Raw genomic sequence first — 24,811 nt, 5'->3', positions numbered from 1 at the left:
TGAGCCGTCATGACCGGAACCCGTGGCACACCGCAGCGTTGATGGGGGTTCAGCACGGGCGGCCGACGGCATCGCACGCCAGCACCGGGCTCGGGGCCAGGCGCAAGCGAAACGGCGGGTGCAGGTGAACTCTAGATCAGGGAAGGGAGGCGGGAACGAGAACGGGGCCCGTGGGCCCCGTTTTTTGTCGCGGGTGGCGGATCAGCCGATGCTGACCACCTTGGCGAGGACGATCTTCGGGCCCTTCATCTTCTTGACGATGATGCGCAGGCCTTCGGTCTCCAGCACTTCCTCTTCCTCGGGGACGCGGTTGAGGGTTTCGTAGATCAGGCCGGCGAGGGTGTCCGCCTCGACGTGGTCGAGGTCGATGCCCAGCAGGCGCTCGACCTTGAACAGCGGGGTGTCGCCGCGCACCAGCAGCTTGCCGGGCTGGTAGGCGAGGATGCCGCGTTCGGTCTTACGGTGTTCGTCCTGGATGTCGCCGACCAGCACTTCGAGCACGTCTTCCATGGTCAGGAAGCCGACCACCTTGCCGTCGGCTTCCTCGACCAGGGCGAAGTGCGCGCCGCCCTGGCGGAACTGTTCCAAGAGGCGCGACAGCGGCATGTGCTTGGTCACGCGCTCCACCGGGCGGGTCAGTTCGGCCAGGTCGAAGGACTCGGGCAGGCTGTCGAGCGCGGAGAGGGCCAGGAGCAGGTCCTTGATGTGCAGCACGCCGATGAACTCGCCGGTCTGGGCGTTGTGCACCGGGTAGCGGCTGTATTTGTGGCGACGGATCACGCTGAGGATGTCGGCCAGCGGCGCGTCATGCTCCAGGTAGATCAGGTCCTCGCGGGAGTTGGCCCAGTCGACCACTTCCAGCTCGCCCATCTCGACGGCGGAGGCGAGCACGCGCATGTCCTGGTCGCTGGGGTCGCGGGCACGGCTGGAGTGGAGGATCAGCTTGAGCTCGTCGCGGCTGTAGTGGTGCTCGTGGTGCGGGCCGGGCTCGCCTTGCCCGGCGATGCGCAGGATGGCGTTGGCGCTGGCGTTGAGCAGCCAGATGGCCGGGTACATCAGCCAGTAGAAGAGGTACAGCGGCGCTGCCGTCCACAGCGACAGCAGCTCGGGTTTGCGGATGGCCCAGGACTTGGGCGCCAGCTCGCCGACCACGATGTGCAGGTAGGAAATGATGAAGAAGGCGGTGAAGAAGGAGATGCCGTGGGCCAGTTTCTCCGACTCGATGCCGACCGCGCTGAGCACCGGGCCGAGCAGGTGGGCGAAGGCCGGCTCGCCGACCCAGCCGAGGCCGAGCGAGGCGAGGGTGATGCCCAGCTGGCAGGCCGAGAGGTAGGCGTCCAGCTGGTTGTGCACGGTGCGCAGGATGCTGCCGCGCCAGCCGTGCTTGTCGGCGATGGCTTGGACGCGGGTGGCGCGCAGCTTGACCATGGCGAACTCGGCGGCCACGAAGAAACCGTTGAGCACGACGAGGAACAGGGCGAACAGGACGAGGCCGAAGTCGGCGAAATAGGAAGACAGTGAACTAGCGGGGGACGGGTCCATTGGGGGCTTTGGTCAGCGAATGATCGGCTAAGGGTGAGGGCTGGAACCGCAGTTTGCAAGACGCCGGGCCCTGTCCGGGCCCGGTGCCGCGTGGCGCGCTCAAGCGCGCGGCGCGACCTGGCTGGGCGGGAAGTGGCAGGTGAAGGTGCTGCCGTGGTTGAGCACGGAGCTGATGTCCAGGCGGCCACGGTGGCGGATCAGCACGTGCTTGACGATGGCCAGGCCCAGGCCGGTGCCGCCGGTGTTGCTGGCGCGGCTGGAGTCGACCCGGTAGAAGCGCTCGGTCAGGCGCGGCAGGTGCTTGCCCTCGATGCCGATGCCGGAGTCCTGCACGGCCAGGTGCGCGCCCTGCTCGTCGCTCCACCAGCGGATGCGCACGTCGCCACCGTCGGGGGTGTACTTGACCGCGTTGAACACCAGGTTGGAGAAGGCGCTGCGCAGCTCGGCCTCGCTGCCGCGCAGCCTGCAGTCGGCGTCGGCTTCCAGGGTGATCCTGTGCTGGCGGCTGCCGGACAGGGCGATGGCATCGTTGCGGATGCTCTGCAGCAGGGTGTCGACGGCGATGGGCTGGTTGTCCGAGGGGTAGTCGGTGGCTTCGAGCTTGGCCAGCAGCAGCAGGTCGTTGAGCAGGTTTTGCATGCGCCCGGCCTGCGAGTTCATCTGTTGCAGGGCGCGGGCCCAGCGCGGGTTCACGTCCTCGACGTTATCCAGAAGGGTTTCCAGGTAGCCGGCGATCACGGTCAGCGGGGTGCGCAGCTCGTGGGAGACGTTGGCGACGAAGTCCTTGCGCATCTGTTCCAGCTGGTGGATGCGGGTGACGTCGCGCACCAGCATCAGGTGCTCGCGGTTGCCGTACTGGGTGATGTGGAACTGCAGGCGCAGGCGGTCGTTGACCGGCGAGGGCAGGTCGAGGGACTCGCGGTAGTTTTCCTGCTCGAAGTATTCCTTGAAGCGCGGGTGGCGGATCAGGTTGGTCACCGGCTGGCCGCTGTCCTGGGGGGTCTTGAGGCCCAGCAGGTTCTCGGCGGCGCGGTTCCACCAGTCGAGGTTGCCCTCGCTGTCGAGCATCACCACGGCGTCCTTGAGGGCGGCGGTGGATTCCTGCACGCGGTCGATCACCGCCTGAAGGCGCCCGCGCACGCGCTGGTCGCGGCGTTGCAGGTGGTAGATGCTGTCGAACACTTCGCCCCACAGGCCGTAGCCGTCCGGCGGCGGCTCGTCGGGTTTGTGTTCCTTGAGCCATTTGTGCAGGCGCAGGAGCTGGCTGAGGGTCCAGCCGAGGTAGGCACCGAGGCCGACGGCCAGCGCCCAGCCGTACTCACCGGTGATGAATCCGCCGAGCAGGCAGGCGACGAGGAGGAGGAGCAAACGGCGGATTACGGCGCGACGCCAGTCCTGGTTCAACGATCGCTTCCTTGTTCGGTGGGATCAGCCTTTGGTGGAAAAACGATAACCGGTGCCGCGCACGGTCTGCACCAGGTTTTCGTAGGCATCGCCCAGGGCCTTGCGCAGGCGGCGGATGTGCACGTCCACGGTGCGCTCCTCGACGTAGACGTTGCCGCCCCAGACCTGGTCCAGCAGCTGGCCACGGGTGTAGGCGCGCTCCTGGTGGGTCATGAAGAATTGCAGCAGGCGGTACTCGGTCGGGCCCATCTCGGCGGGCTTGCCGTCGATGGTGACGCGGTGGCTGATGGGGTCCAGCAGCAGGCCGCCGATCTCGATCGGCGCTTCGCTGTCGGTGGGGCCGGCGCGGCGCAGCACGGCCTTGAGGCGGGCCACCAGCTCGCGGGGCGAGAAGGGCTTGGTGATGTAGTCGTCGGCGCCGACCTCCAGGCCCTGGATCTTGTTGTCCTCCTCACCCTTGGCGGTGAGCATGATGATCGGGATGTCGCCGGTCAGTTCGTCGCGCTTCAGGCGGCGGGCCAGCTCGATGCCGGAGGTGCCGGGGAGCATCCAGTCGAGAAGGATCAGGTCGGGTTTGCGGTCGACGATGATGGCGTGCGCCTGCTGGGTGTTCTCCGCTTCCAGGCACTCGTAGCCGGCCATTTCCAGGGCCACCGCGATCATTTCGCGGATGGGCGCTTCGTCGTCGACTATCAGGATGTTCTTGCCAACCATGTATCCGCCTCGGGTCGCTTGTTCAGCTGGTTTGCGCGCATTAGATAACGGAATTATTGCAGCTATATGACACCCGGATGTTGCCACCGGGCCCTGCCGCCCGTCGACGGGCGGCGGCGCACCCTCGACTATGCTCAGCGGGCCACCGGCGCAATGCCGGAGCCGGACCGGCGCGGCCCTCCCGAGGGGCCGGCTGCCTGCCGTACCCCCTTGAAGTGGGGCCGGGGAGTGGCCGGGCCGAGGTGATCCCTCCCGAGGAGAAACGTGATGAGCAGAACCTATCCACAGATCCTGGCCCTGCTGGCCGGCGCCCTGCTGTCCTGGCCGTTGCTGGCGGCGGAGCCGGCGATGGAGAAGGACGGCATGCTGGTCGACCACCAGGGCATGACCCTCTACACCTTCGACAAGGACGCCATGGGCATGTCCCACTGCAGCGGCGAATGCGCGAAGAACTGGCCACCGCTGATGGCCGAGGCCGGCGCCAAGGCCGAGGGCAAGTGGAGCCTGGTCGAGCGTGACGACGGTACCAGCCAGTGGGCCTATGACGGCAAGCCGCTGTACACCTTCGTCATGGACAAGAAGGCCGGTGACAGGACCGGGGACGGCAAGATGCAGGTCTGGCACGTGGCCAAGCCCTGAGCCTGCTGTTCACCTCGAAGTCCGCGCTGCGCGGGTTCAGCGCAGCGCGTAGTCGGCCACCAGGCCAATGAAGATCGCCATTCCCGCCCAGTGGTTGTGCAGGAAGGCCTTGAAGCAGGCCTGCGGATCCCGCGTGCGCGTGCTCCAGGACTCCCAGGCGAAACAGGCGGCGGCGCCGAGCAGGCCGAGGTGGAAGCACAGGCCCAGTTCGAAGCGGCTGCCGGCCAGCAACAGGCACAGCAGCGCCAGGCCCTGCAGGGTGGCGATGATGAGGCGGTCGGCGTCGCCGAAGAGGATGGCGGTCGATTTGACGCCGATCTTCAGGTCGTCCTCGCGGTCGGTCATGGCGTAGTAGGTGTCGTAGGCCACCGTCCAGAGCAGGTTGGCGATGTACAGCAACCAGGCCGCCGCCGGCAGCTCGCCGGTCTCGGCGGTGAAGGCCATGGGCATGCCCCAGGAGAAGGCCGCGCCGAGCACCACCTGGGGGTAGAAGGTGTAGCGCTTCATGAAGGGGTAGCAGGCGGCCAGGGCCAGGCCGCCGAAGGACAGCCAGATGGTGGTGGCGTTGGTCAGCAGCACCAGGCCGAAGCTGAGCGCCACCAGCACGGCGAAGAACACCAGCGCCTCGCGCGGCTTGATCGCGCCGCTGGCCAGGGGCCGTGCCCGGGTGCGGGAGACGTGGCCATCGAAGTTGCGGTCGGCGTAGTCATTGATGACGCAGCCGGCGGCACGCATCAGCACCACGCCGAGGACGAACACCAGGACGTTCTTCAGGCTCGGGCGGCCCTGGCCTGCGACCCACAGCGCCCAGAGCGTCGGCCAGAGCAGCAGGTAGATGCCGATGGGCTTGTCCATGCGCGTCAGCTGGACGAAGTCCCAGGCGCGGGGGTGCAGGCGGTTGAGCGATTGCAGGAGCTTGAGGTACATCGGCGGTCTCCGCTGGGCGTGGGCGGATTATACGGGCTCGATACCGGCCTGCTGCCACAGGGTCGGCAGGAATATCTCGGCCACCAGCACCGCCAGTTCACCCCGGCGGAAACAGGACCGGCGCCCCCATAGGCGCTCCGCGCGCACCTCTGCCGGCAGCCAGGCGGCGGGATAACGGGTGACTTCGATGGGGCCGCGGGCGAAGGCGCGGTCGCTGAACAGCAACTCGCCGAGGGAGCGGCTGCCCAGCTCGCCGAGGGCGAGGCCGGAGCCTTCCAGCGCACTGCGCGCCGCCACGCTGCGGGCGAATACCCAGGCTTCGCCATGGCCGCGCAGGTAGACCTCGCGGACCCAGCCCTGGCTGCCGCCCGGCACGCCGAGGGCGACGCATTCGTCGTTGCGCAGCACCTGCCAGCCCTCGACCAGCGGGGTGACGCTGAAGGCGTCGGCGGAGAGGGCGGTGAGGCGACGGGTCAGCGAGCCCTGGTCGAACAGCCAGTCACGCAGGCCGGCGGCGGGTGCGGGGTGCAGTTGCGTGGCGCTGAGCCAGCGGGGCGGATGGGCGAGGGCGGCGTCTGGCACGATGGTCCTGGCGGTCTGGGCGGCGCGGGAGTTTAGCACGGTGCCAGGGGCCTTTCGTGGGGTGGCGGGTTGCCGCAGGCGCTCTTCATCCCGTCGCCCGGCGTCTTGGCGCTGTGGCGCGTTTGGTATAGGTTGCGCGCCAAACCGTGAGTTCCGCCGAGGACGATAATGAAAAAGTGGCAATGCGTGGTCTGTGGTCTGATCTATGACGAATCCCAGGGCTGGCCGGACGACGGCATCGCGCCGGGCACCCGCTGGGAAGACGTGCCGGCCGACTGGCTGTGCCCCGATTGCGGCGTCGGCAAGCTGGACTTCGAGATGATCGAGATCGGCTGATCCACCCCCGGGCCCCCGTGCAAGGCGGCGGGCCCGTATCCCTTTCGCTTCAGCCCCTGGCCAGTGCCGCGAAGTGTTCGCAGGCCTGGTCGTAGAAGCGCTCCAGGCGCTCGATCACCGGCTCGGTCAGGGCCACCTGGCGCACCCGCCTGTCTTCATCCGAACCGGTTTCCTCCAGCAGGCCCTGGTCGATCAGTTGCTGCACGTATTTCACCGCGGTGCGCCGGCTGATGCTGGGCATGCAGGCGTAGAGGTCGGTCTTGCGCAGCTGCTGGTCGCGGCGCAGCCACATGTGGGTGAACAGGTCGCTGTAGCAGAGGTCGCCCAGGCCGAGGTCGGCGAACAGGGCGATCCAGCTTTCGTCCATGTGGATGATCGCCTGGGCGACGGCGCGGCGATTGCTCTGGCTGTGGCGGCGGGTCATGGATCGAGGCTTCCTCGGATGTGGTGTTCATGGTGCAGATTTGCATGCTCTTGCACGGTCTTCGTGCAGGGGCGCGGGCCGGCCGTTGGTTTATTAATGTGCAAATCTGCATTTAAAACAACGGCTTTGTCCGCTTGCCACCTGGCTGGCACGGTCGTTGCTCTCGCCTCCCCATCGGCCCATCCCGGGCGTGGAGAATGCGATGCAGTTTAAGTTATTCAAGACCCTGTGGGGTTTCCACGGAGCGCCCGACGAGGCGGCCCGCCTGGCGCTGGAGGCCGGCTTCGACGGCCTCGAAGCGGCGGTGCCGGAAGCGCCCGAGTCCCGTGATGCGTTGGGCCAGGTGCTGAGCGATCACGGACTGCCTTTCATCGCCGAGATCTGCACCGGTGGCAGCTATGTACCCGATCGCCATGCGACGCCCGCCGAGCACCTGGCGGACCTGCGGCGCCAGGTGCGGACCGCCCGGCCGCTGGGGCCCTTGCTGTGCAACGTGATCGCCGGCTGCGATGCCTGGCCGCTGGCGGTGCAGCGCGATTTCTTCGCCGCCGCCCTGGAGCTGGAGGCGGAGCTGGGCGTGCCCTTGAGCTTCGAAACCCATCGCGGGCGCTCGATGTTCAATCCCTGGGTCACCGAGACGCTGCTGCGGCAACTGCCGGACCTGCGCCTGACGGCGGACATCAGCCACTGGGTGGTGGTCGCCGAGCGCTTGCTGGACGACGACTGGGACCTGCTGCTGGCGGTGGCCGAACAGGTCCGGCACGTGCACGGACGGGTGGGTTATCCACAGGGGCCGCAGGTGCCGCACCCGGCCGCACCGGAGTACGCCGACTGCCTGGCGTTCCACCAGCGCTTCTGGGAGGCGGTATGGCGTGCCCAGCGGCGACGTGGCGCCAGCCTGAGCAGCATGACGCCGGAGTTCGGCCCCGATCGCTACCTGCACACCCTGCCCTTCACCGACCAGCCGGTGGCGGACCTGTGGCAGGTGAACCGCTGGATGGGCGACACCGAGCGCGAGCACTTCCGCCGCTGGATCGGAGGTGATGCATGAAACTGCCCCGCCTGCGCCATGACGACGGCCTGTGGCCGACCCTGCTCGCGACCCTCTATGCCGTCGCTGCCTGGGGCGGCGGCCTGGCGCTGATGGTGCTGGCCGAACCCTGGAGCTGGCCCCTGGGGGTGTTGGCGCTGGCCCACGGGATGGTCATCGGTGCCTACCTGATCCACGACTGTGCGCACCAGGCGGTGTTCCTCCAGCGTGAATGGAATGCGCGCCTGGGCAGTCTGCTCAGCGTGCTGGTGGGTGGCTGCTACGGGGACTACGACGGGCTCCGGCGCAAGCACATGCGCCATCACGTCGACCGCGCCGACGTGGTCGCTTTCGACTACCGTGCCCTGCTCCTGGCGCGGCCCGCCCTGTTGCGCGCGGTGCAGGCGCTGGAGTGGCTGCATGTACCGGCGGTGGAGCTGCTGATGCATGCCTCGGTGATCGCCAGCCCCTTCCTGGTCGAGGGCTATCGCGCCCGTCGTCGTCGCGTGCTGGGCTGGCTGGTGCTGCGCGGAACCGCCTTCGCCGCCCTGGGCCTGCTGGCCTGGCCGGCGCTGCTGGGCTACGGCCTGGCCTACCTGCTGTTCCTCTGGGTGATGCGCCTGATGGACATGCACCAGCACACCTACGAGGTGGTGGTCGGCCTGGACCAGCCGGCCGGCGCGCGGCCCGATGCGGCCTATGAGCAGCGCAACACCTTCTCCAACCCGTTCGGCCATTCGCCGTTGCTCAATCTGCTGGTGCTCAACTTCGGCTACCACAACGCCCACCACGAGAAGCCGACCCTGCCCTGGTACCGCCTGCCGGCGTTGCACCGCGAGCTGTATGGCGTGCAGGACGAGCCGGTGCTGCCGGCGCGCCGGTTGCTTGCCAATCTGCATCGGTATCGCGTGGAGCGGGTGCTGAACCTCGACCAGGGCGACCAGGTGGCGGGCCAGCCCCACCGCGAAGGCCCCGGGTTCATCGGTGTCTATGGGGTGTCGTTCCTCACCGCGATCTGAGCCCAACCTCCGTCGGGCGGGCCGCGCCAAGCCTTGGCGAGGGGTTGGCAATTGGAGTAGGGTCTCAACGTTTTTCGCCTGGAGGAGGTGCTCATGCGCAAGTGGCAATGCGTGGTTTGCGGCTTCATCTATGACGAGGCCCTGGGCCTGCCGGACGAGGGCATCGCCCCGGGCACGCGCTGGGAAGACATCCCGCCGGACTGGGTCTGCCCCGACTGTGGCGTGGGCAAGATCGACTTCGAGATGATCGAGATCGCCTGATCCGCGACATCCCCCGATATTCAGCGACGGCCCCCGGGCCGTCGCGTCGTTTTGCAGCTGAGGAGTGAGAGATGAGTGCACCCGTGGTGATCGTCGGGACCGGCCTGGCCGGCTACAACCTGGCCAAGGAGTTCCGCAAGCTGGACGGCGAGACGCCGCTGTTGCTGATCAGCGCCGACGATGGTCGCTCCTACTCCAAGCCGATGCTGTCCACCGGCTTCGGCAAGAACAAGGACGCCGACGGCCTGGCGATGGCCGAAGCCGGCGCCATGGCCGATCAGCTGAAGGCCGAGATCCGCACCCACACCCGCATCACCGGTATCGACCCGGGCCACCGCCGCCTGTGGATAGGCGAGGAGGCGGTGGAGTACCGCGACCTGGTGCTGGCCTGGGGCGCCGAGGTCATCCGCGTGCCGGTGGAGGGCGACGCCGGGGACGCGGTGTTCCCGATCAACGACCTCGAGGACTATGCGCGTTTCCGCAACGCGGCGGCGGGCAAGAAGCGCGTGCTGGTCCTCGGCGCCGGCCTGATCGGCTGCGAATTCGCCAACGACCTGAGCCTGGGTGGCTATGAGGTGGAGCTGGTGGCGCCCTGCGAGCAGGTGATGCCCGGCCTGCTGCACCCGGCGGCGGCCGCAGCGGTGCAGGCCGGCCTCGAAGGGCTGGGCGTGCGCTTCCACCTCGGCCCGGTGCTGGCCAGCCTCAACCACGCCGGTGATGGGCTGGATGCGCACCTTTCGGACGGCACCCGCATCGCCTGCGACCTGGTGATCTCGGCGGTCGGCCTGCGACCGCGCACCGCCCTGGCGGCGGCGGCCGGGCTGGACGTCAACCGCGGGGTGATGGTGGACCGTCACCTGAAGACCTCCCACGCCAACATCTACGCCCTGGGCGATTGCGCCGAGGTGGATGGCATCAACCTGCTCTACGTGATGCCGCTGATGGCCTGCGCCCGGGCACTGGCACAGACCCTGGCGGGCAACGCCACCGCCGTCAGCTACGGGCCGATGCCGGTGACGGTGAAGACGCCTGCCTGCCCGCTGGTGGTCTCGCCTCCGCCCCGTGGCCTGGAAGGCGCCTGGACCGTGGAAGGCGCGGGTGCCGACATCAAGGCCCTGTGCCGCGACACCGGTGGCCGTCTGCTGGGCTACGCGCTGACCGGCGCGGCAGTGCAGGAGAAGCTGGCCCTGAACCGTGAACTGCCTCCCTTGCTGGCGTGAATGGCCGGCCTTCTGTCGGAATAGTCCTCGGGATCGCGTCCAAAACTGTCGGACAACACTGGCGCGGCCCTTTGCGGCATGCCATCCTCCCTCTGGTCTGCCGCAGCGCAGAGCTGTTGCGGCGCCTTGGGCGCTGTTCTGGATGGACAGCACGGACACAAAAACAACAAACCGTCAAAGAGGCATCTATGCGTAAACCGGAACTCGCCGCCGCCATCGCCGAAAAGGCCGATCTCACCAAGGATCAGGCCAATCGTGTACTCAACGCCGTTCTCGAAGAAATCACCAGTGCGCTGAACCGCAAGGACAGCGTGACCCTCGTCGGTTTCGGCACCTTCCTGCAGCGCCACCGCGGTGCTCGCACGGGCAAGAATCCCCAGACCGGCCAACCGGTCAAGATCAAGGCCAGCAACACCGTCGCCTTCAAGCCGGGCAAGTCCCTGAAGGACGCGGTCAACTAAGGCCATGGACACCCGGGGCCGCCAGGCTCCGGGTGTGATCTGAGAGCACTTCCTGCCCATCCCAAGTCTGGCTGTAGTCCCTCTCGCAAACCGCTACAATGCGCCGCCGTTCCATTTTCAGCCGAGGCTCGTGCGCATGAAATTCCGTCTTCTCCTCTGGATGCTGGGCCGCCTGATGGCCAAGGCCAGCCGTGACAATGCCGCTTTTCAGGAGCAGCTCGCCGGCAAGGACCTGGTTTTCCAGCTGCATACCCTGGACGGCAAGGTCGCGCGGCACTTCATCGTCAGGGACCAGCGCGTGACCAGCAGGCGCGGTACCGCCGAGGCCCCGGCCTTCGCCATCGGTTTCAAGGACGGCGCCTACGGCTTCGCCACCATGAACGCCAAGAACAAGCAGTTGGCCTTCATGCAGGGCATCCAGAACAAGGACATCCAGATTCAGGGCAACCCCGCGCTGGTGATCTGGTTCCAGGGCCTGACCAAGTACCTGGTGCCGAAGAAGAAGGCGGCCGCCAAAAAGGCTGCCTGATCCGCATTCGGCCGTGACGCCGCTGGTCGGCGCGCGGCGCTTTCGCTAGGCTGATTCCTGTGCGCCCCTCTCTGGCGAGGGGTGCTCGTATCGATGGAATCCAGCTCATGCGTGCCCTCCTCGCCCTACCGCTGCTGCTCGGCAGCCTCACCGCTTTCGCGGCCCCGAAACCCGACGATCTGGCCAAGGCCTTCGAGCTGGCCGGTGTACGGCTGCTCTGCGAGCAAAGCGGCCCGCTGTTGCAGCGCGGCGCGCCGGAACGCTACCTCAAGCAGCTGAACAAGGCCTTCGAAGCAGACGCGATGTGCCGTGACCTGGCCGCCGCCGTCGCACCCAAGGTCAGCGCCGAGCAGCTCGCCCAGGTGGAGGCCGCCCTCGATAGCCCCTTGGCGCAGCGCTTCACTGCGGCTGAGCGCGATGTGGGCGAAGGGCTGGCCAGCTACCGCACCCAGCTGGCGAGCAAGCCGCCGCGTGCCGATCGCCTGGAGCTGGTGCGCCGGCTCGACCGCGCGGCGCGGACCACCGATCTGGCGACGCTGCTGCGCTACGAAGTGGGCAAGACCCTGGCCATGCTGACCCTGCGCCAGCGCGGCGAGAAGATCGGCGAGAAGGCCCTGGCCGAACAGACCGCCAAGCAGGCCGACGGCATCCGCGCCAGCAGTGAGCAGGCGGTGGAGTCCTTCATGCTGTACGCCTACCGGCAGATGCCCAGCGACGATGTGCGGGCCTATGCGGAGCTCTACGAGCGGCCTGCGGTCAAGCAATTGCTGGAGCTGAGCCTGGAGGCGCTGCCCGGGGTCTTCGCCAAGCGTCGGGGGCTGCTCAAGTAGTGCGCGGCGAGGCGCCAGCGCAGCAATGAAAAAGGGGCCACGAGGCCCCTTTTCTTCGACTGCCCGCGTCAGTGCGGCGGGTTGAACTGGGATGCCAGCTCGCGCAGCGCGGCTTCGGCCTCCAGCACCTTGCTCACCGACTCCTCGGCCTTGTCGCGGGACAGCCCCAGGCGCTCGAACAGCTCGTCGGGGATTTCCTCCACCGGGCCGGTGCCGATGCCACGGGCGCGCAGCAGGCTGACCGCCAGGCAGACGAGGTTCGGGTAGGCGGCATGGGCGCCGTCGTAGTGCGGATCGTGCTGGAAGCGCAGGCTGGTGGCCAGCTCTTCCGGCATGTCCCAGAAGCGCATCAGCCAGCTGCCGATCTGCTCGCGGGTGATGCCCAGCAGGTGCTGCTCGACATAGCCGTGCGCCAGGTGCGGATTGACCTCCAGGTGGCGGCAGATCAGCGTGAAATGCGGCGGGAAGACATGGGCCAGCACCAGGTAGCCGAAGTTGTGCAGCAAGCCGCCGAGGTAGGTCAGGCCGGCTTCCGGGCGCTGTGCGCGGGGGATGGCGCGGGTCAGGCCCTCGATCACGGCGGCGGTGTAGATCGCCTGGTGCCAGTAGGGCGTGGCGTGTTGCGGCTGCTCACGGGGCAGGCTCAGGGTCTTGCCCAGGGCCAGGCCGAGGGCGAGGTTGATCACCAGGTCGAAGCCCAGCACGCGGACGATGGCGTCCTCCACCGAGCGGATCTTCCCGGGCGCAGCGTAATAGGGCGACGCCGCCCAGCTCACCACCTGGGCGGCCAGGGCCGGGTCGGTCTCGACCACGCCGGTGATGTCGTCGACGGTGGCGTTGGGATCGACCCGCAGCTTGATGATCTTCTGCGCGGTTTCCGGCAGCGGCGGGATCTCGATGGTTTCCTCGAGGCGCTGCTGGATGCGGCGGGCGGTGAAGGCCTGCACCGCCTGGGTGATCTCGGCGCGGTCGTCGTCAGGGCGATCGAGGTTGAGGCGGATGCTGCTCAGCGGCACGCCGAAACGGGCGGCGCTGGCCTTGCTCAGCAACTGGCGGAAGTCCTCGACGGCCAGTTCCAGCAATACGCCGGAGTGGCCGGACTCGATCAGCAGCTGCGGTTCCTGCAGCAGGCGCTCGTCATACAGGCACGGCGAGCTGGTCAAGGGCGGCAGGGCCGGCAGGGTGTTGAGGTCGTGCTTGCCGAGCATGCGGTCGAAACGCTCCGGCTTCACCGCCACCAGCTTGCGGCCGGTGAGTTCGGCGAGACGGTTGAGGTCCAGCAACTGGTTGCGCGGGTAGAACACCAGCAGGGTGCCGACGGCGTCCTCCAGCAGAACCGCCTGTACGCGACGGGCCGGCTCCAGGGAGGGCTCTTCGAGGCGTATCTGGTAGGCCAGGCCCAGTTTGTCCAGCAGTTGCAGGATCACCGACGGGGCATGGGGTTCTGAATCTGGAGCGAGAGCGACTTCGGTCATGGGTGGCATCCAGCGAAAAAGCGACTGCCCGGAGTATAACGAGCGGCCTGGGTGACTGATGGGTCAGGCGACCGGCGCAATGTGCGCCACGTCACACTTGACCGTATTGCTGGCCGTGTCGCAACCAGCGCTCCAATAACGGACTCACATGCTGGGGCCAGCGTTCCATCAAGGCTTGCGCGGCGTCGCGCACGGCCGGCAACAGGTCGGCGTCGCGCATCAGGTCGGCAACCTTGAATTGCAGCAGGCCGGTCTGCCGGGTGCCCAGCATCTCGCCCGGCCCGCGCAGCTCCAGGTCCTTCTCGGCGATGACGAAGCCGTCGCTGGTCTCGCGCATGATGCCCAGGCGCTCGCGGCCCAGCTGCGACAGCGGCGGGTGGTAGAGCAGCACGCAGTGGCTGGCGGCGCTGCCTCGGCCGACGCGCCCGCGCAGCTGGTGCAACTGGGCGAGGCCCAGGCGCTCGGGGTTCTCGATGATCATCAGGCTGGAGTTGGGCACGTCGACGCCCACCTCGATCACGGTGGTCGCCACCAGCAGTTGCAGCCTGCCCTGCTTGAACTCGTCCATCACCGCGGCCTTCTCCGGCGCCTTCATGCGGCCGTGGATCAGTCCCACGCGCAACTCGCCAAGGGCGGATGAGAGCTCCTCGAAGGTGGTTTCCGCGGCCTGGCAGGTCAGCTCCTCGGATTCCTCGATCAGGGTACAGACCCAGTAGGCCTGGCGCCCTTCCTGGCAGGCGGCGCGGACCCGCTCGATCACCTCCATGCGGCGGTTGTCGGCCACCAGCACGGTATTGACCGGCGTGCGCCCGGGGGGCAGCTCGTCGAGGATCGAGGTGTCGAGATCGGCATAGGCGCTCATGGCCAGCGTCCGCGGAATGGGCGTGGCGGTCATGATCAGCTGGTGCGGGCTGAGGCGGCCGTCGATGCCTTTCTTGCGCAGGGCCAGGCGCTGTTGCACGCCGAAGCGATGCTGCTCGTCGATGATCACCAGGGCCAGGCGCTTGAACTGCACCTCGTCCTGGAATAGCGCATGGGTGCCCACGACCATGGGGGCTCCTGCCGCGATCTGCTCCAGCGCGGCGGCGCGCGCCTTGCCCTTGAGCTTGCCGGCGAGCCAGGCGACGTCGATGCCCAGCGGCTGCAGCCACTTGCTGAAGTTGAGGAAGTGCTGCTCGGCGAGGATCTCGGTGGGCGCCATCAGCGCGACCTGGTAGCCGGCCTCCAGGGCCTGCAGGGCCGCCAGCGCGGCGACCACGGTCTTGCCGGCGCCGACGTCGCCTTGCACCAGGCGCAGCATCGGCTCGGGCTGGGCGAGGTCGTAGGCGATCTCGGCGCCGACCCGTTGCTGGGCACCGGTGGGCTTGAAGCCGAGGTTGGCCAGGTAACGCTGCGGCAGTGTCTTCGCCGGTGGCAGCTGGGGCGCCTGCTGGGCGCGCTGGGTTTCGCGCAGCCGCTGCAGGGAAAGCTGGTGGGTGAGCAGCTCCTCGAAGGCGAGACGGTGCTGGGCCCAGTGCTGGCCTTCGGCGAGTTCGTCGAGGTCGGCGTCCGGCGGCGGCCGGTGCAGGTAGCGGATGGCTTCGTCGAGCGGGCCCAGGCGGTAGTCGCGGGCCAGCTCCTCCGGCAGCCAGTCCGGCAGGCTTTCCGGGCCCAGGCGGGCGAGCGCCAGCTGGCTGAGCTGGCGCAGGCGTTGCTGGGTCAGGCCTTCGGTGGTCGGGTAGATGGGCGTCAGGGTCTGCTCCACCGGGGCCGGTTCGTCGCCATTGAGTGCACGGTACTCGGGGTGGTAGATCTCCAGGCCCGAGGCGCCGGGGCGGGCTTCGCCGTAGCAGCGCAGCTGGGTGCCGCGCTTGAGGCCTTCCTTCTGCGCGTTGCTGAAGTGGTAGAAGCGCAGGCTCAGCGCGCCGGTGCCGTCGTGCAGGCGCACCAGCAGGCTGCGGCGCTTGCCCATGACCACGTCGGCGCCGGTGACGGTGCCTTCGACCACCGCGTCCTGGCCGGGGCGCAGCGCGCCGATGGGCACCACGCGGGTGCGGTCCTGGTAGCGCAACGGGAGGTGGAAGAGGATGTCCTGGAGGTTCTCCAGGCCGACCTTGGCGAGCTTCTCCGCCAGCGCGTCACCGACGCCCTTGAGCACGGTGACGGGAACCTGAGAGAGCTCGGTCATGCCGGTTGCGGTTCGGCCTGTGCCTGCTGCGGGCGGGCCACCGAGCACAGGCGGATGGAGTCGGCCAGTACCTCGATCGCGCGCGGGCGCGGGAAGCTGGCGCGCCAGGCGATGGCGACGGTGCGGAACGGCACCGGCGGGGTCAGCGGGCGGATCTCGATCACACCCGGGGCGTAGTGATGGCTGTCTACCGCCGAGAACGGCAGGATCGAGACACCGAGGCCGGAAGCGACCATGTGGCGGATGGTTTCCAGGGAGCTGGATTCGACCGTCGTGTGCTTGGCGCTGTCCTCGCCGCCCTTGCGCAGGGTCGGGCAAGCTTCGAGCACCTGGTCGCGGAAGCAGTGGCCTTCACCGAGCAGCAGCAGGCTCTTGTCGTTGAGCAGCTCGCTGTCGATGGTCTTCTTCGCCGTCCAGGGATGGTTGGCCGGCAGCAGCACGTAGAAGGGCTCGTCGTAGAGGGGCTTGGTCAGCACATCGGCTTCGGCGAAGGGCAGCGCGATGATGATCGCGTCCAGCTCGCCGGTGCGCAGCTTGTCGCGCAGGATGTGGGTGAAGTTCTCCTCGATGTACAGCGGCATCTGCGGTGCGACGCGGTGCAGCTGGGGAATCAGGTGGGGGAACAGGTAGGGGCCGACGGTGTAGATGGCGCCGACCTTGAGCGGTGCGGTCAGCTGGTTCTTGCCGGCCTGGGCCAGTTCGCGGATGCCCTGGGCCTGCTCCAGCACCTTCTGCGCCTGGGTGACGATGCCCTCGCCCACCGGGGTCAGGCGCACCGCGCTCTTGCTGCGCTCGAAGATCAGCACGCCCAGTTCGTCCTCGAGCTTCTTCACGCCCACCGACAGCGTCGGCTGGCTGACGTGGCAACGTTCCGCCGCGCGGCCGAAGTGCTGTTCCTGAGCGAGGGTGACGATGTAGCGCAGTTCGGTGAGGGTCATAGTCTTATTCCATTGGAGTGGCCCAAGCATAGCGGCTGCTCTCAATGGAACCAACAGCAGCCGCCCCCTTTGCGGGGGCGGATCAGCTCAGCGGCGGACGTCCGTCAGATTGAAGTTGAAAGGTGCCTTCACCTTTACCACGCCGTTGCCCAATATTTCCGGCGGTGGAGGGGGTAGCGGCTGGGCGCGCCGGACTGCCTCCAGGCTGGCCCGGTCCAGAGACGCGCTGCCTGACTTGCTAATCAAGGTATAGGCTACGACCTTGCCTTCAGCGTCGACCGTAAACTCCACCATGGTAGACCCCGTAAAATTGCGGCGGCGAGCATCCTCCGGATAGCGCTTGTACCTCGCCAGACGTGCAGAGACCTTGCTCATCCAGGTCTCGCGGGCCTGGGTCATGGCGCTGGCCATACTCTCCTGCGGGGCGGCGGGTTTGGCATCGCTCGGTGGGGTTGGCGCCGTGGGGGCGTCGACTTGCTCCTTGGTTGACTCCTGCTCCTCGGGCTTTTGCTCGGGCTTGGGCTCCGGGGGTTTTGGTTTCGGCGGTTTCGGCTTGGGCTTGGGTTTCGGGGCGATGGCAATGGTGGGTTTGGGCGCTTCCGCCAGCTGCGGTAGGGGGTCGGGCTCCGGCTCGACTTGGGGAGGTGGTGGAGGCGCTGGCGGTGGCGTGGGGGCCGGCATTGGTTCGAGCTGCACCATCATGGCTGCCGGTGGCAGTTCGATGGGGTCAGCGCTGACTTTCCAGAACAGTGCCCAGCAGAACAGCGCAACATGGAGGCCAAGTACCACCAGCAGGCTGATGGCCCAGGACAGGTTTCGTTTTGCCTGGCTCATCTACTTCCCGACCGTCTCGAGTCCCACCAGGCCGATCTTCAGGTAGCCGGCGCCGCGCATGGCGTCCATCACTTCCATCAGCTTGCCGTAGTCGACCGACTTGTCGCCGCGGACGAAGATGATCTTGTCCTTGTCGGCGTTGGTCAGCTTGTCCAGTTCGGCGCCCAGCCGCTCCTGCGGGACCTGCACGTTGTCCAGGTACAGGCTCTGGTCTTCCTTGATGCTCAGGTAGATCGGCTTGTCCGGGCGCGGCGCGGGCTTGGCGGTGGAGGCCGGCAGGTCGACCTTGATGTCGACCGTGGCCAGGGGCGCCGCGACCATGAAGATGATCAGCAGCACCAGCATGACGTCGATGAATGGGGTGACGTTGATCTCGTGGGTTTCCTGGAGATCGTCACCGCCTTCGTTCAGATGCAGGCCCATCGGATCAGCTCACCTTGACCATGTGCGGGGCCTGGTTGCGGTCGGCAGGCAGGTGGTCGAGGTCGCGGCTGACCAGCAGCAGGACCTGGGCGGAAGCGTCGGCGACCTGGGCCTTGTAGCCGGCGATGGAACGGGCGAAGACGTTGTAGATCACCACGGCGGGAATCGCTGCCACCAGGCCCATGGCGGTGGCCAGCAGGGCCTCGGCGATGCCGGGGGCGACCACGGCGAGGTTGGTGGTCTGGGATTTGGCGATGCCGATGAAGCTGTTCATGATGCCCCACACGGTGCCGAACAGGCCGACGAAGGGAGCGGTGGAACCGATGGTGGCGAGTACGCCGGTGCCCTGGCTCATCTGCCGGCCGCTGGCGGCGACCAGGCGCTCCAGGCGGAAGCTGACGCGCTCCTTGATGCCTTCCTTCTCGCGGGTATTGGCCGAGAGCTTCATCTCTTCCAGGGCGTCGTGCACCAGGACGCGAGACAGGCTGCCTTCGCGGCTGGCGCTTTCGGCGGCTTCCGGCAGGTTGCGTGCGGCTTTCAGCCGGGCCAGCTCTTCGCGCAGGCGGCGCTTGGCGCCCAGCAGCTCGATGCCCTTGGCGACCCAGACGGTCCAGGTGAGGATCGAGGCCAGTACCAGGCCGATCATCACGCCCTTAACCACCATGTCGGCGTTCTGGTACATGCCCCAGGGCGACAGGTCGTGGCCCAGGCCATTGTCGGCTTCCTCGCCGGCCAGCGTGCCATCCAGGGCGGCGCCGCTCAGCGCGGCGGCCAGGTCCTGGCCGAGCTTCTCGCCTTCGACGAGGCGGTCCATGGTGGCGGTGATCTCCTCGGCGGAGGCGCCACGCTCCTGCATCTTCTGGCGGGTCGCCTCGCGGATCTGCTCCGGGGTGGCCTGCGGGCCCAGGGTGTCGATGGATTCGCGCAGGGCAGTCAGGCCGACGGACTCGGGCGCGCCAGCCTGCGCCGGGGCGGCCGGCGTGGCACCCGGTGCCGCTGCGGTTGCCGGAGCCTGTACCGCTGCCGGTGCCGCTGTGCCGGGCTCCTCTGCCAGCGCCGCGCCAGCCGGAAGCAGCATCAGGCTGATCATCAGCGCCGCGACGGGGCGGGAGAAGCGGGAGACGAGAGTGGGCTGGACGAGGGATGCAATAGGTTTCATGGCCGGACCTGAAAAGAAAATTGCGGTTTCGTCCGTATTCGGTAGGGGTGTCACGGACAAAAGGGTGAGCATTATTGCAAGTAATTCTTGTTTGTAAAAGTGACAATGTAACTTTATTACCTTTCTCCGGCTCGGCGGCGGGGGTTTGGTGATTGCTCCTGCGCCCCCTATGCTCTGCACTTTTCCCAGGAGCCCGCCCCTATGTCCGCCTCTCCTTCCTTACTGATTGCCGGCTGCGGCGATGTCGGCAGCCGGCTTGCCGTACGTATGCTGGATGCCGGCTGGTCCGTCCATGGGTTGCGGCGAAATGCCTCGGCGCTGCCCGTCGGCGTGCTGCCGGTCGCAGGTGACCTCGAGGCCCCCGCCCGACCGCAGGGCTGGCCGCAAGGCCAGCTGGACTACCTCGTCTACTGCGCCGCCGCCAGCCAGCATGACGAGGCCGGCTACCGCTCCGCCTATGTCGAGGGCCTGCGTCATGTGCTGGCCTGGCTGGAGCAGTCCGGCCAGCGCCCGCGTCGACTGCTCTTCGTGTCCAGCAGCGGCGTGTACGCCCAGGCGGATGGCCAGTGGGTCGACGAGGATTCGCCTGCCGAGGCCGAGAGCTATTCCGGGCGGATCATGCTGGAGGCCGAGCGCCTGGCCCGCAGCAGCGGCATCCCGGCGACCGTGGTGCGCCTGACCGGCATCTACGGCCCCGGCCGCGAATGGCTGCTGAAGCAGGTGCGCATGGGCTACCGCGTGGTGAGCGAGCCGCCGCTGTTCGCCAACCGTATCCACGCCGAGGACGCCGCCGGCCTGCTGGCGTTCCTGCTCCAGGCCGATGCCCGTGGCGTGAAGCTTGCCGGGGATTACCTGGGCGTCGACGATGCGCCGGCGCCGCTGCACGAGGTGGTGGGCTGGCTGCGCGAGACCCTGGGTGTGACCGAGTGGGCGGAGGAGTCCACCGTGCGCCGTTCCGGCAGCAAGCGTTGCAGCAACGCCCGCGCCCGCGCCCTTGGCTGGGAGCCGCTCTACCCCAGCTATCGCGAAGGCTATGCCGCCGTGCTGAAAGGGGCCTGAGGCTGGACGCCAACCGCATGCTCGCTCGCCCCTGGCTGCCAGGGGTGGAGTTGTTTCATGCGGATTTTTCCGGGCAGCCCTTCGGCCGTCACAGCCACGATGCGTTCGCCATCGGCGCGATCCTCCAGGGTATCGGTGGCTACCAGTGCCGGGGCGCGCGTCATGCCCTGGCGGCGGGCACGCTGTCGCTGATGAACCCGGAGGAGCCGCATACCGGGCATGCCATCAGCGAGCGACTGGTTTACCGCATGCTCTACATCGAGGAGGCACGGCTGCCGGCGCTGTTGGGGCGCAAGCGCCTGCCGACCGGTTTCACCGCGCTCAATCCGGTGGACGACGGTGCCGTCGCGGCGGGGCTGGCGCGCCTGGCCGAGGAGTTCGGGCGCAATGACCCGCTGACCCTGGAAAGCGAGCTGCTGGCCCTGCTGGAGCGCGTCTTCGTGCGCCATGGCGGATTGCGTGCGGCGGCGCCGGCGAGCCGGGATGGGGGCATGACCGCCTTCCTGCGCGACTACCTGGAGGCCCACCATGCCGAGGCCGTCAGCCTGGAGCGGTTGGCGGCGTTGGTGCAGCGCCATCCGCGCCACCTGATCGAGGCGTTCCGCCGTGCCTATGGCGTGCCGCCACACACCTACCTGTTGCAGCGCCGGGTGCGCGAAGCCAAACGCCTGCTGCTGGGGGACCAGACGCCGCTGGAGGTGGCGCTGGGTCTCGGTTTCTATGACCAGGCGCACTTCTCAGGCACCTTCAAGCGCTTCACCGGAGTGACCCCGGGGCAGTTCCGCCGCGCCGCGCGCACCTGAGTTTTCTCCAAGACCGGGCCGTTGCCGGGCCATGACACTGGCGCCTCGATCCCTGGAGGCCCTGTCGATGTTCGCTCTGTTCCTGCTGGTTGCCGGCACCCACTTCGCCGCTTTGCTGTCCCCCGGCCCGGACTTCTTCCTGCTGCTGCGTGCTGCCCTGACCCGGGGTCGCCGTCATGCCGATGGCTGCGCGGCGGGTATCGCCCTGGCCAACCTGGCGAGCATGCTGCTGGTGCTGCTGGCGTTGAGCCTGCTGCCGGCCGAGGGCGGCCTGTTGTGGCGGGGGCTGCAGTTGCTCGGTGGCGCCTACTTCCTCTGGCTGGGTGGACAGGCGCTGATGGCGCGGCGCCGGCTGCAACTGCACGAGGGCGGTGGTACCGGGACGCCGGGCTCCTGGCGGCGGGGAATGCTGGAGGGGCTGGCGGCGAGCAGCCTGAACCCCAAGCTGCCGATCTTCTACGCGGGGCTGTTCGGGGTGCTGCGGGGTGCGGCGATGCCGGGGTGGGGGCTGGGGTTGTCGATGCTGTGGATGACCCTGGTGGTGCTGGCCTGGGACATGGGGCTGGTGCGCCTGCTGGGACACTCGCGCTGGCGGCTCTGGCTGCAGCGCCGGGTGGCGCTGCTGGACAGGGGTTGCGGGGCGTTGCTGGCGGCTTTGGGCGCGTGGCTGGTGGCCGGCGCGTGCTGAGGGCCTACTGGCGTTCCAGCAGCCAGGCGCGCTTGCCGGGGGCGTACTCGGGCATCTCGTCGATCTGCGAACGGTTGCCGGCCTCGAGTATCTCCAGGCGGTTGCCGTCGTGGACGAAGATCCAGGGGTTGCCCTGGGCGCCCAGTTGCAGCCAGATGCTGTCGTTCTCGCCGCTCATGGCAGCGCAGTCGCCCGCCAGGCACAGGGCGAAACGGTCGGCGCCGGGCAGGCCTTCGAGGCGGCCGTCGGGGTGGAACAGCACCAGGCCGCCCTGGCCCGTGCCTTCGAGGATCTTCCAGGTGCCGCCGAGGTAGGCCTGGTACAGGGCGTATTCGAAACTGCTGCCTTCCGGGGCGTCGGCCGCAGCGGGCTTGGCGGGATGCACGAAGCGCTGCTCGGGCAGGTTTTCGCTGGCTTTCTGTACCAGTTCCTGGCCGTCGAGGCTGAGCTGCTCGTGGAATTCATCGCCGTAGAAGTCGACGCGCCAGTGTGTCTTGCCCTGGCTGACCAGGCGGCCTTCGCCCAGCTCGAAGCCGTTGCTGTAGTTGGCGGTGCCGGCCTTGGCGTCGATCTGCCATTCCAGGTTGGGGCCATAGGCGAGCAGGGATTCGCGCAGCTTGCCCTCCTTGGCGGCCTCGTCGATGGCGGTCTGGTTGATCCAGATGCCGCTCGGGTCGGTGGGCGCGCTGGAGCAGCCGGCGAGCACGGCCGTGGCGATCAGCAGGGCGAGGGTCGAGCGCATGGCGGGTTCCTTCCTGAAGCGGGTGGAGCGGCGGGGCCTGCGCCCCGCACGGGCGATCGTTATTCGATCACCAGGATGGCGTCCATTTCCACCTGCGAGCCGCGCGGCAGGGCGGCGACGCCGATGGCGGCACGGGCGGGATAGGGCTGTTCGAAGTAGCGGCCCATCACTTCGTTGACCTTGGCGAAGTGCGACAGGTCGGTGAGGAAGATGTTGAGCTTGACGATGTCCTTGAAGGAGCCGCCAGCGGCTTCGGCCACGGCTTTCAGGTTCTCGAACACCTGGACGGTCTGGGCTTCGAAGCCTTCCACCAGTTCCATGGTCTTGGGGTCGAGCGGGATCTGCCCGGACATGTAGACGGTGTTGCCGGCCTTGATCGCCTGGGAGTAGGTGCCGATGGCGGCGGGTGCCTTGTCGCTGTTGATCACGGTCTTGCTCATGCGGAACTCCTTGGGTCCTGGGGGTTCTGCTACGCGCGCACCCGGGTGATGCGGATCACCCCTTTGAGCGCGCGCAGCTTCTTGATCACGCGGGCCAGGTGCACGCGGTCGTGCACGCTGACCACCAGCTGGACGACGCTGATGCGGCCATCGCGCTCGTCCATGCTGATCTTCTCGATGTTGCCGTCGGCGGCGTTGACGCTGCTGGCCAGCAGGGCGATGAGGCCGCGCTGGTGCTCCAGTTCGACGCGCAGTTCGACGTTGAACTCGCCCGCGACGTCCTTGGCCCAGGAGAGCTGGATGCACTTCTCCGGGTTATGACGGATGTCGCCGATGTTCTTGCAGCTTTCCAGGTGTACGACCATGCCTTTGCCGGCGGACAAGTGGCCGACGATGGGGTCGCCCGGGATCGGCGTGCAGCATTTGGCATAGCTGAGCACCAGGCCTTCGGTGCCGCGGATCGCCAGTGGGCCCTCGGGGCTGGGCAACTGCTCGCCTTCGCTGGCCAGCAGGCGCCGGGCGACCACATAGGCCATGCGGTTGCCCAGGCCGATGTCTTCGAGCAGGTCTTCGATCACGTCCAGGCGGTATTCGGCCAGCACGGCTTGCACACGCTCGGGGGCGATGCGGTCCAGGCCGCTTTCGAAGCCGGCCAGCACCTTGTTCAGCAGACGTTCGCCGAGGCTGATGGACTCGGAGCGGCGCTGCAGCTTGAGGGCGTGGCGGATGTGGGTGCGGGCCTTGCCGGTGACCACGAAGTTGAGCCAGGCCGGGTTGGGCCGCGCGCCGGGGGCGGTGACGATTTCCACCGTCTCGCCGCTCTGCAGCGGTTCGGACAGCGGCGCCAGGCGGCGGTTGATGCGGCAGGCGATGCAGGTGTTGCCGACGTCGGTGTGCACCGCGTAGGCGAAGTCGACGGCCGTGGAGCCCTTGGGCAGCTCCATGATGCGGCCCTTGGGCGTGAAGACGTAGACCTCGTCCGGGAAGAGGTCGATCTTCACGCTCTCGATGAATTCGAGGGAGTTGCCGGCACGCTGCTGCAGTTCCAGCACGCCCTTGACCCATTGGCGGGCGCGGGCGTGGGTGCCCTTGGGCTGGTCGTCCTCGGCGGACTTGTAGAGCCAGTGGGCGGCGATGCCGTTGTTGGCCATCTCTTCCATCTCGCGGGTGCGGATCTGGATTTCGATGGGCACCCCGTGCATGCCGAACAGCGTGGTGTGCAAGGACTGGTAGCCGTTGGCCTTGGGGATGGCGATGTAGTCCTTGAAGCGGCCTGGCAGCGGCTTGTACAGGTTGTGCACGGCGCCCAGCACGCGGTAGCAGGTATCGACCTTGTCGACGATGATGCGGAACGCGTAGACGTCCATGATCTCGTTGAAGGCCCGGCGCTTGCCGCGCATCTTCTTGTAGATGCTGTAGAGGTGCTTCTCGCGGCCGATGACCTCGCCTTCCATGCCTTCGCGGGCCAGGCAATGGGTCAGCGATTCCTCGATCTTGTTGACGATTTCCTTGCGGTTGCCCCGGGCGCGGCGGACGGCGGCGCGGATGCGCTCGGAGCGCATCGGGTGCATGGCCTTGAAGCCCAGGTCCTCGAACTCGATGCGCATGCTGTGCATGCCCAGGCGGTTGGCGATGGGGGCGTAGATCTCGAGGGTTTCCTTGGCGATGCGCCGGCGTTTCTCGCCGGACAGCACTTCCAGGGTGCGCATGTTGTGCAGGCGGTCGGCCAGCTTGACCAGGATCACGCGGATGTCGCGCGCCATGGCCATGGCCATCTTCTGGAAGTTCTCGGCCTGGGCCTCGGCCTTGGACTCGAAGTTCATCTGGGTCAGCTTGCTGACCCCGTCCACCAGCTCTGCGACGGTATCGCCGAATTGCGCAGTGAGCGCTTCCTTGGCGATGCCGGTGTCCTCGATGACGTCGTGCAGCATCGCGGCCATCAGGCTCTGATGGTCCATGTGCATGTCGGCGAGGATGCTGGCGACGGCGAGCGGGTGGGTGACGTAGGCCTCGCCGCTGCGGCGGCGCTGCCCGTCATGGGCTTGCTCGGCGTAGAAATACGCTCGGCGGACCAGGTTGACCTGGTCATTGCCGAGGTAGGTCGAAAGGCGTTCGGCGAGGGCGTCTATGCTCGGCAAGGTGACACTCCTTCCCGGCTGTTGCGG

At 67.7% G+C, this 24,811-nt stretch carries 27 protein-coding genes; 12 read left to right on the top strand and 15 right to left on the bottom strand.

What is annotated here, in order from left to right:
- Positions 1-201: 201 nt before the first annotated feature.
- The 3 genes from ACYJSS_RS12960 to phoB form a co-directional block, all read right to left on the bottom strand.
- A complete protein-coding gene (locus tag ACYJSS_RS12960) occupies positions 202-1,542 on the bottom strand; it encodes a hemolysin family protein (protein WP_236205276.1) in 1,341 nt (446 codons plus the stop codon).
- 99 nt (positions 1,543-1,641) lie between these two features.
- Positions 1,642-2,946, bottom strand: coding sequence for a phosphate regulon sensor histidine kinase PhoR (gene phoR, locus ACYJSS_RS12955; RefSeq protein ID WP_236205277.1), 1,305 nt, complete (start codon positions 2,944-2,946; stop codon positions 1,642-1,644).
- A gap of 24 nt (positions 2,947-2,970) precedes the next feature.
- A complete protein-coding gene (gene phoB, locus ACYJSS_RS12950; RefSeq protein ID WP_111259356.1) occupies positions 2,971-3,660 on the bottom strand; it encodes a phosphate regulon transcriptional regulator PhoB in 690 nt (229 codons plus the stop codon).
- A 267-nt stretch (positions 3,661-3,927) separates the two neighbouring features.
- Between phoB and ACYJSS_RS12945 the strand changes: the two genes are divergently transcribed.
- Positions 3,928-4,299 (top strand): COG4315 family predicted lipoprotein, encoded by a 372-nt coding sequence (locus ACYJSS_RS12945; protein WP_111259357.1) that lies wholly within the window; start codon positions 3,928-3,930, stop codon positions 4,297-4,299.
- Positions 4,300-4,335: 36 nt separating this feature from the next.
- Here the strand turns inward: ACYJSS_RS12945 and ubiA are convergent, their stop codons facing one another.
- Positions 4,336-5,226, bottom strand: coding sequence for a 4-hydroxybenzoate octaprenyltransferase (gene ubiA / locus ACYJSS_RS12940; RefSeq protein ID WP_111259358.1), 891 nt, complete (start codon positions 5,224-5,226; stop codon positions 4,336-4,338).
- 27 nt (positions 5,227-5,253) lie between these two features.
- Positions 5,254-5,808, bottom strand: a complete 555-nt coding sequence (locus tag ACYJSS_RS12935; RefSeq protein WP_111259359.1) for a chorismate--pyruvate lyase family protein — start codon at positions 5,806-5,808, stop codon at positions 5,254-5,256.
- A 168-nt stretch (positions 5,809-5,976) separates the two neighbouring features.
- Between ACYJSS_RS12935 and ACYJSS_RS12930 the strand changes: the two genes are divergently transcribed.
- Complete coding sequence (locus tag ACYJSS_RS12930; protein ID WP_021218867.1) at positions 5,977-6,144, top strand: rubredoxin; 168 nt, start codon at positions 5,977-5,979, stop codon at positions 6,142-6,144.
- Positions 6,145-6,193: 49 nt separating this feature from the next.
- On the opposite strand, the gene ACYJSS_RS12925 is transcribed toward ACYJSS_RS12930, so the two are convergent.
- Positions 6,194-6,568 carry a helix-turn-helix domain-containing protein gene (locus tag ACYJSS_RS12925; protein WP_111259360.1) on the bottom strand — a complete coding sequence of 125 codons (375 nt, stop codon included), beginning with the start codon at positions 6,566-6,568 and terminating at the stop codon, positions 6,194-6,196.
- Positions 6,569-6,770: 202 nt separating this feature from the next.
- On the opposite strand from ACYJSS_RS12925, the gene ACYJSS_RS12920 reads away from it, so the two are divergent.
- The 7 genes from ACYJSS_RS12920 (at position 6,771) to ACYJSS_RS12890 (ending at position 11,918) form a co-directional block, all read left to right on the top strand.
- Entirely contained in the window at positions 6,771-7,619 is an 849-nt protein-coding gene (locus ACYJSS_RS12920; protein WP_236205278.1) for a sugar phosphate isomerase/epimerase family protein, read from the top strand.
- Positions 7,616-8,617 (top strand): fatty acid desaturase family protein, encoded by a 1,002-nt coding sequence (locus ACYJSS_RS12915; protein WP_236205279.1) that lies wholly within the window; start codon positions 7,616-7,618, stop codon positions 8,615-8,617. The genes ACYJSS_RS12920 and ACYJSS_RS12915 overlap by 4 nt, the downstream gene beginning before the upstream one ends.
- Positions 8,618-8,710: 93 nt before the next feature.
- Positions 8,711-8,878 (top strand): rubredoxin, encoded by a 168-nt coding sequence (locus ACYJSS_RS12910; protein ID WP_111259362.1) that lies wholly within the window; start codon positions 8,711-8,713, stop codon positions 8,876-8,878.
- Between the two features lie 71 nt (positions 8,879-8,949).
- Complete coding sequence (locus ACYJSS_RS12905) at positions 8,950-10,098, top strand: NAD(P)/FAD-dependent oxidoreductase (protein ID WP_111259363.1); 1,149 nt, start codon at positions 8,950-8,952, stop codon at positions 10,096-10,098.
- A gap of 188 nt (positions 10,099-10,286) precedes the next feature.
- On the top strand, positions 10,287-10,559 hold the full coding sequence (locus tag ACYJSS_RS12900) for an HU family DNA-binding protein (protein WP_021218870.1): 273 nt from the start codon (positions 10,287-10,289) through the stop codon (positions 10,557-10,559).
- A 136-nt stretch (positions 10,560-10,695) separates the two neighbouring features.
- Positions 10,696-11,088 (top strand): helicase, encoded by a 393-nt coding sequence (locus ACYJSS_RS12895; protein ID WP_111259364.1) that lies wholly within the window; start codon positions 10,696-10,698, stop codon positions 11,086-11,088.
- Positions 11,089-11,195: 107 nt separating this feature from the next.
- Entirely contained in the window at positions 11,196-11,918 is a 723-nt protein-coding gene (locus ACYJSS_RS12890) for a hypothetical protein (RefSeq protein WP_111259365.1), read from the top strand.
- 68 nt (positions 11,919-11,986) lie between these two features.
- Here the strand turns inward: ACYJSS_RS12890 and ACYJSS_RS12885 are convergent, their stop codons facing one another.
- From ACYJSS_RS12885 to exbB, 6 genes are all read right to left on the bottom strand, one after another.
- A complete protein-coding gene (locus tag ACYJSS_RS12885; RefSeq protein WP_111259366.1) occupies positions 11,987-13,393 on the bottom strand; it encodes an aminoacyl-tRNA deacylase and HDOD domain-containing protein in 1,407 nt (468 codons plus the stop codon).
- 91 nt (positions 13,394-13,484) lie between these two features.
- Positions 13,485-15,560 (bottom strand): ATP-dependent DNA helicase RecG, encoded by a 2,076-nt coding sequence (gene recG / locus ACYJSS_RS12880; RefSeq protein WP_111259367.1) that lies wholly within the window; start codon positions 15,558-15,560, stop codon positions 13,485-13,487.
- On the bottom strand, positions 15,557-16,498 hold the full coding sequence (locus tag ACYJSS_RS12875; protein ID WP_111259368.1) for a hydrogen peroxide-inducible genes activator: 942 nt from the start codon (positions 16,496-16,498) through the stop codon (positions 15,557-15,559). The genes recG and ACYJSS_RS12875 overlap by 4 nt, the downstream gene beginning before the upstream one ends.
- A gap of 87 nt (positions 16,499-16,585) precedes the next feature.
- Positions 16,586-17,332, bottom strand: coding sequence for an energy transducer TonB (locus tag ACYJSS_RS12870; protein ID WP_111259369.1), 747 nt, complete (start codon positions 17,330-17,332; stop codon positions 16,586-16,588).
- Positions 17,333-17,755, bottom strand: coding sequence for a TonB system transport protein ExbD (gene exbD, locus ACYJSS_RS12865; protein WP_111259370.1), 423 nt, complete (start codon positions 17,753-17,755; stop codon positions 17,333-17,335). It lies immediately after the preceding gene.
- 4 nt (positions 17,756-17,759) lie between these two features.
- Positions 17,760-18,914 carry a tonB-system energizer ExbB gene (gene exbB / locus ACYJSS_RS12860; RefSeq protein ID WP_111259371.1) on the bottom strand — a complete coding sequence of 385 codons (1,155 nt, stop codon included), beginning with the start codon at positions 18,912-18,914 and terminating at the stop codon, positions 17,760-17,762.
- Between the two features lie 201 nt (positions 18,915-19,115).
- Here exbB and ACYJSS_RS12855 point away from each other — a divergent pair, with 201 nt between their 5' ends.
- From ACYJSS_RS12855 to ACYJSS_RS12845, 3 genes are all read left to right on the top strand, one after another.
- Positions 19,116-19,973 (top strand): SDR family oxidoreductase, encoded by an 858-nt coding sequence (locus ACYJSS_RS12855; RefSeq protein ID WP_111259372.1) that lies wholly within the window; start codon positions 19,116-19,118, stop codon positions 19,971-19,973.
- Positions 19,974-19,975: 2 nt separating this feature from the next.
- Entirely contained in the window at positions 19,976-20,776 is an 801-nt protein-coding gene (locus tag ACYJSS_RS12850; RefSeq protein WP_111259373.1) for a helix-turn-helix transcriptional regulator, read from the top strand.
- Between the two features lie 67 nt (positions 20,777-20,843).
- Positions 20,844-21,464: a LysE family translocator gene (locus ACYJSS_RS12845; protein ID WP_236205280.1), complete on the top strand. Its 621-nt coding sequence runs from the start codon at positions 20,844-20,846 to the stop codon at positions 21,462-21,464.
- Positions 21,465-21,468: 4 nt separating this feature from the next.
- On the opposite strand, the gene ACYJSS_RS12840 is transcribed toward ACYJSS_RS12845, so the two are convergent.
- Genes ACYJSS_RS12840 through spoT form a run of 3 tightly spaced genes read right to left on the bottom strand, consistent with a single transcriptional unit; the run spans position 21,469 to position 24,784 of the window.
- On the bottom strand, positions 21,469-22,206 hold the full coding sequence (locus tag ACYJSS_RS12840) for a putative periplasmic lipoprotein (RefSeq protein ID WP_111262949.1): 738 nt from the start codon (positions 22,204-22,206) through the stop codon (positions 21,469-21,471).
- 59 nt (positions 22,207-22,265) lie between these two features.
- Positions 22,266-22,646, bottom strand: coding sequence for a RidA family protein (locus tag ACYJSS_RS12835; RefSeq protein WP_021218912.1), 381 nt, complete (start codon positions 22,644-22,646; stop codon positions 22,266-22,268).
- Positions 22,647-22,675: 29 nt separating this feature from the next.
- A complete protein-coding gene (gene spoT / locus ACYJSS_RS12830) occupies positions 22,676-24,784 on the bottom strand; it encodes a bifunctional GTP diphosphokinase/guanosine-3',5'-bis pyrophosphate 3'-pyrophosphohydrolase (RefSeq protein ID WP_111262950.1) in 2,109 nt (702 codons plus the stop codon).
- Positions 24,785-24,811: the final 27 nt, after the last annotated feature.

The sequence above is a fragment of the Pseudomonas sp. No.21 genome, from assembly GCF_054558415.1.
The sequence above is the reverse complement of the archived record's forward strand: the minus strand, read 5'-3'. Positions and strand labels throughout refer to the sequence as shown.

Coding starts and splice junctions, on each gene's coding strand:
- ACYJSS_RS12845 (WP_236205280.1), top strand. CDS start 20,844: ATGTTCGCTCTGTTCCTGCTGGTTGCCGGCACCCACTTCGCCGCTTTG.
- exbB (WP_111259371.1), bottom strand. CDS start 18,914: ATGAAACCTATTGCATCCCTCGTCCAGCCCACTCTCGTCTCCCGCTTC.
- ACYJSS_RS12945 (WP_111259357.1), top strand. CDS start 3,928: ATGAGCAGAACCTATCCACAGATCCTGGCCCTGCTGGCCGGCGCCCTG.
- ACYJSS_RS12835 (WP_021218912.1), bottom strand. CDS start 22,646: ATGAGCAAGACCGTGATCAACAGCGACAAGGCACCCGCCGCCATCGGC.
- ACYJSS_RS12910 (WP_111259362.1), top strand. CDS start 8,711: ATGCGCAAGTGGCAATGCGTGGTTTGCGGCTTCATCTATGACGAGGCC.
- ACYJSS_RS12840 (WP_111262949.1), bottom strand. CDS start 22,206: ATGCGCTCGACCCTCGCCCTGCTGATCGCCACGGCCGTGCTCGCCGGC.
- ACYJSS_RS12875 (WP_111259368.1), bottom strand. CDS start 16,498: ATGACCCTCACCGAACTGCGCTACATCGTCACCCTCGCTCAGGAACAG.
- ubiA (WP_111259358.1), bottom strand. CDS start 5,226: ATGTACCTCAAGCTCCTGCAATCGCTCAACCGCCTGCACCCCCGCGCC.
- ACYJSS_RS12925 (WP_111259360.1), bottom strand. CDS start 6,568: ATGACCCGCCGCCACAGCCAGAGCAATCGCCGCGCCGTCGCCCAGGCG.
- exbD (WP_111259370.1), bottom strand. CDS start 17,755: ATGGGCCTGCATCTGAACGAAGGCGGTGACGATCTCCAGGAAACCCAC.
- ACYJSS_RS12900 (WP_021218870.1), top strand. CDS start 10,287: ATGCGTAAACCGGAACTCGCCGCCGCCATCGCCGAAAAGGCCGATCTC.
- ACYJSS_RS12895 (WP_111259364.1), top strand. CDS start 10,696: ATGAAATTCCGTCTTCTCCTCTGGATGCTGGGCCGCCTGATGGCCAAG.
- ACYJSS_RS12890 (WP_111259365.1), top strand. CDS start 11,196: ATGCGTGCCCTCCTCGCCCTACCGCTGCTGCTCGGCAGCCTCACCGCT.
- ACYJSS_RS12930 (WP_021218867.1), top strand. CDS start 5,977: ATGAAAAAGTGGCAATGCGTGGTCTGTGGTCTGATCTATGACGAATCC.
- ACYJSS_RS12960 (WP_236205276.1), bottom strand. CDS start 1,542: ATGGACCCGTCCCCCGCTAGTTCACTGTCTTCCTATTTCGCCGACTTC.
- ACYJSS_RS12855 (WP_111259372.1), top strand. CDS start 19,116: ATGTCCGCCTCTCCTTCCTTACTGATTGCCGGCTGCGGCGATGTCGGC.
- ACYJSS_RS12885 (WP_111259366.1), bottom strand. CDS start 13,393: ATGACCGAAGTCGCTCTCGCTCCAGATTCAGAACCCCATGCCCCGTCG.
- ACYJSS_RS12905 (WP_111259363.1), top strand. CDS start 8,950: ATGAGTGCACCCGTGGTGATCGTCGGGACCGGCCTGGCCGGCTACAAC.
- phoB (WP_111259356.1), bottom strand. CDS start 3,660: ATGGTTGGCAAGAACATCCTGATAGTCGACGACGAAGCGCCCATCCGC.
- recG (WP_111259367.1), bottom strand. CDS start 15,560: ATGACCGAGCTCTCTCAGGTTCCCGTCACCGTGCTCAAGGGCGTCGGT.
- ACYJSS_RS12870 (WP_111259369.1), bottom strand. CDS start 17,332: ATGAGCCAGGCAAAACGAAACCTGTCCTGGGCCATCAGCCTGCTGGTG.
- ACYJSS_RS12920 (WP_236205278.1), top strand. CDS start 6,771: ATGCAGTTTAAGTTATTCAAGACCCTGTGGGGTTTCCACGGAGCGCCC.
- ACYJSS_RS12915 (WP_236205279.1), top strand. CDS start 7,616: ATGAAACTGCCCCGCCTGCGCCATGACGACGGCCTGTGGCCGACCCTG.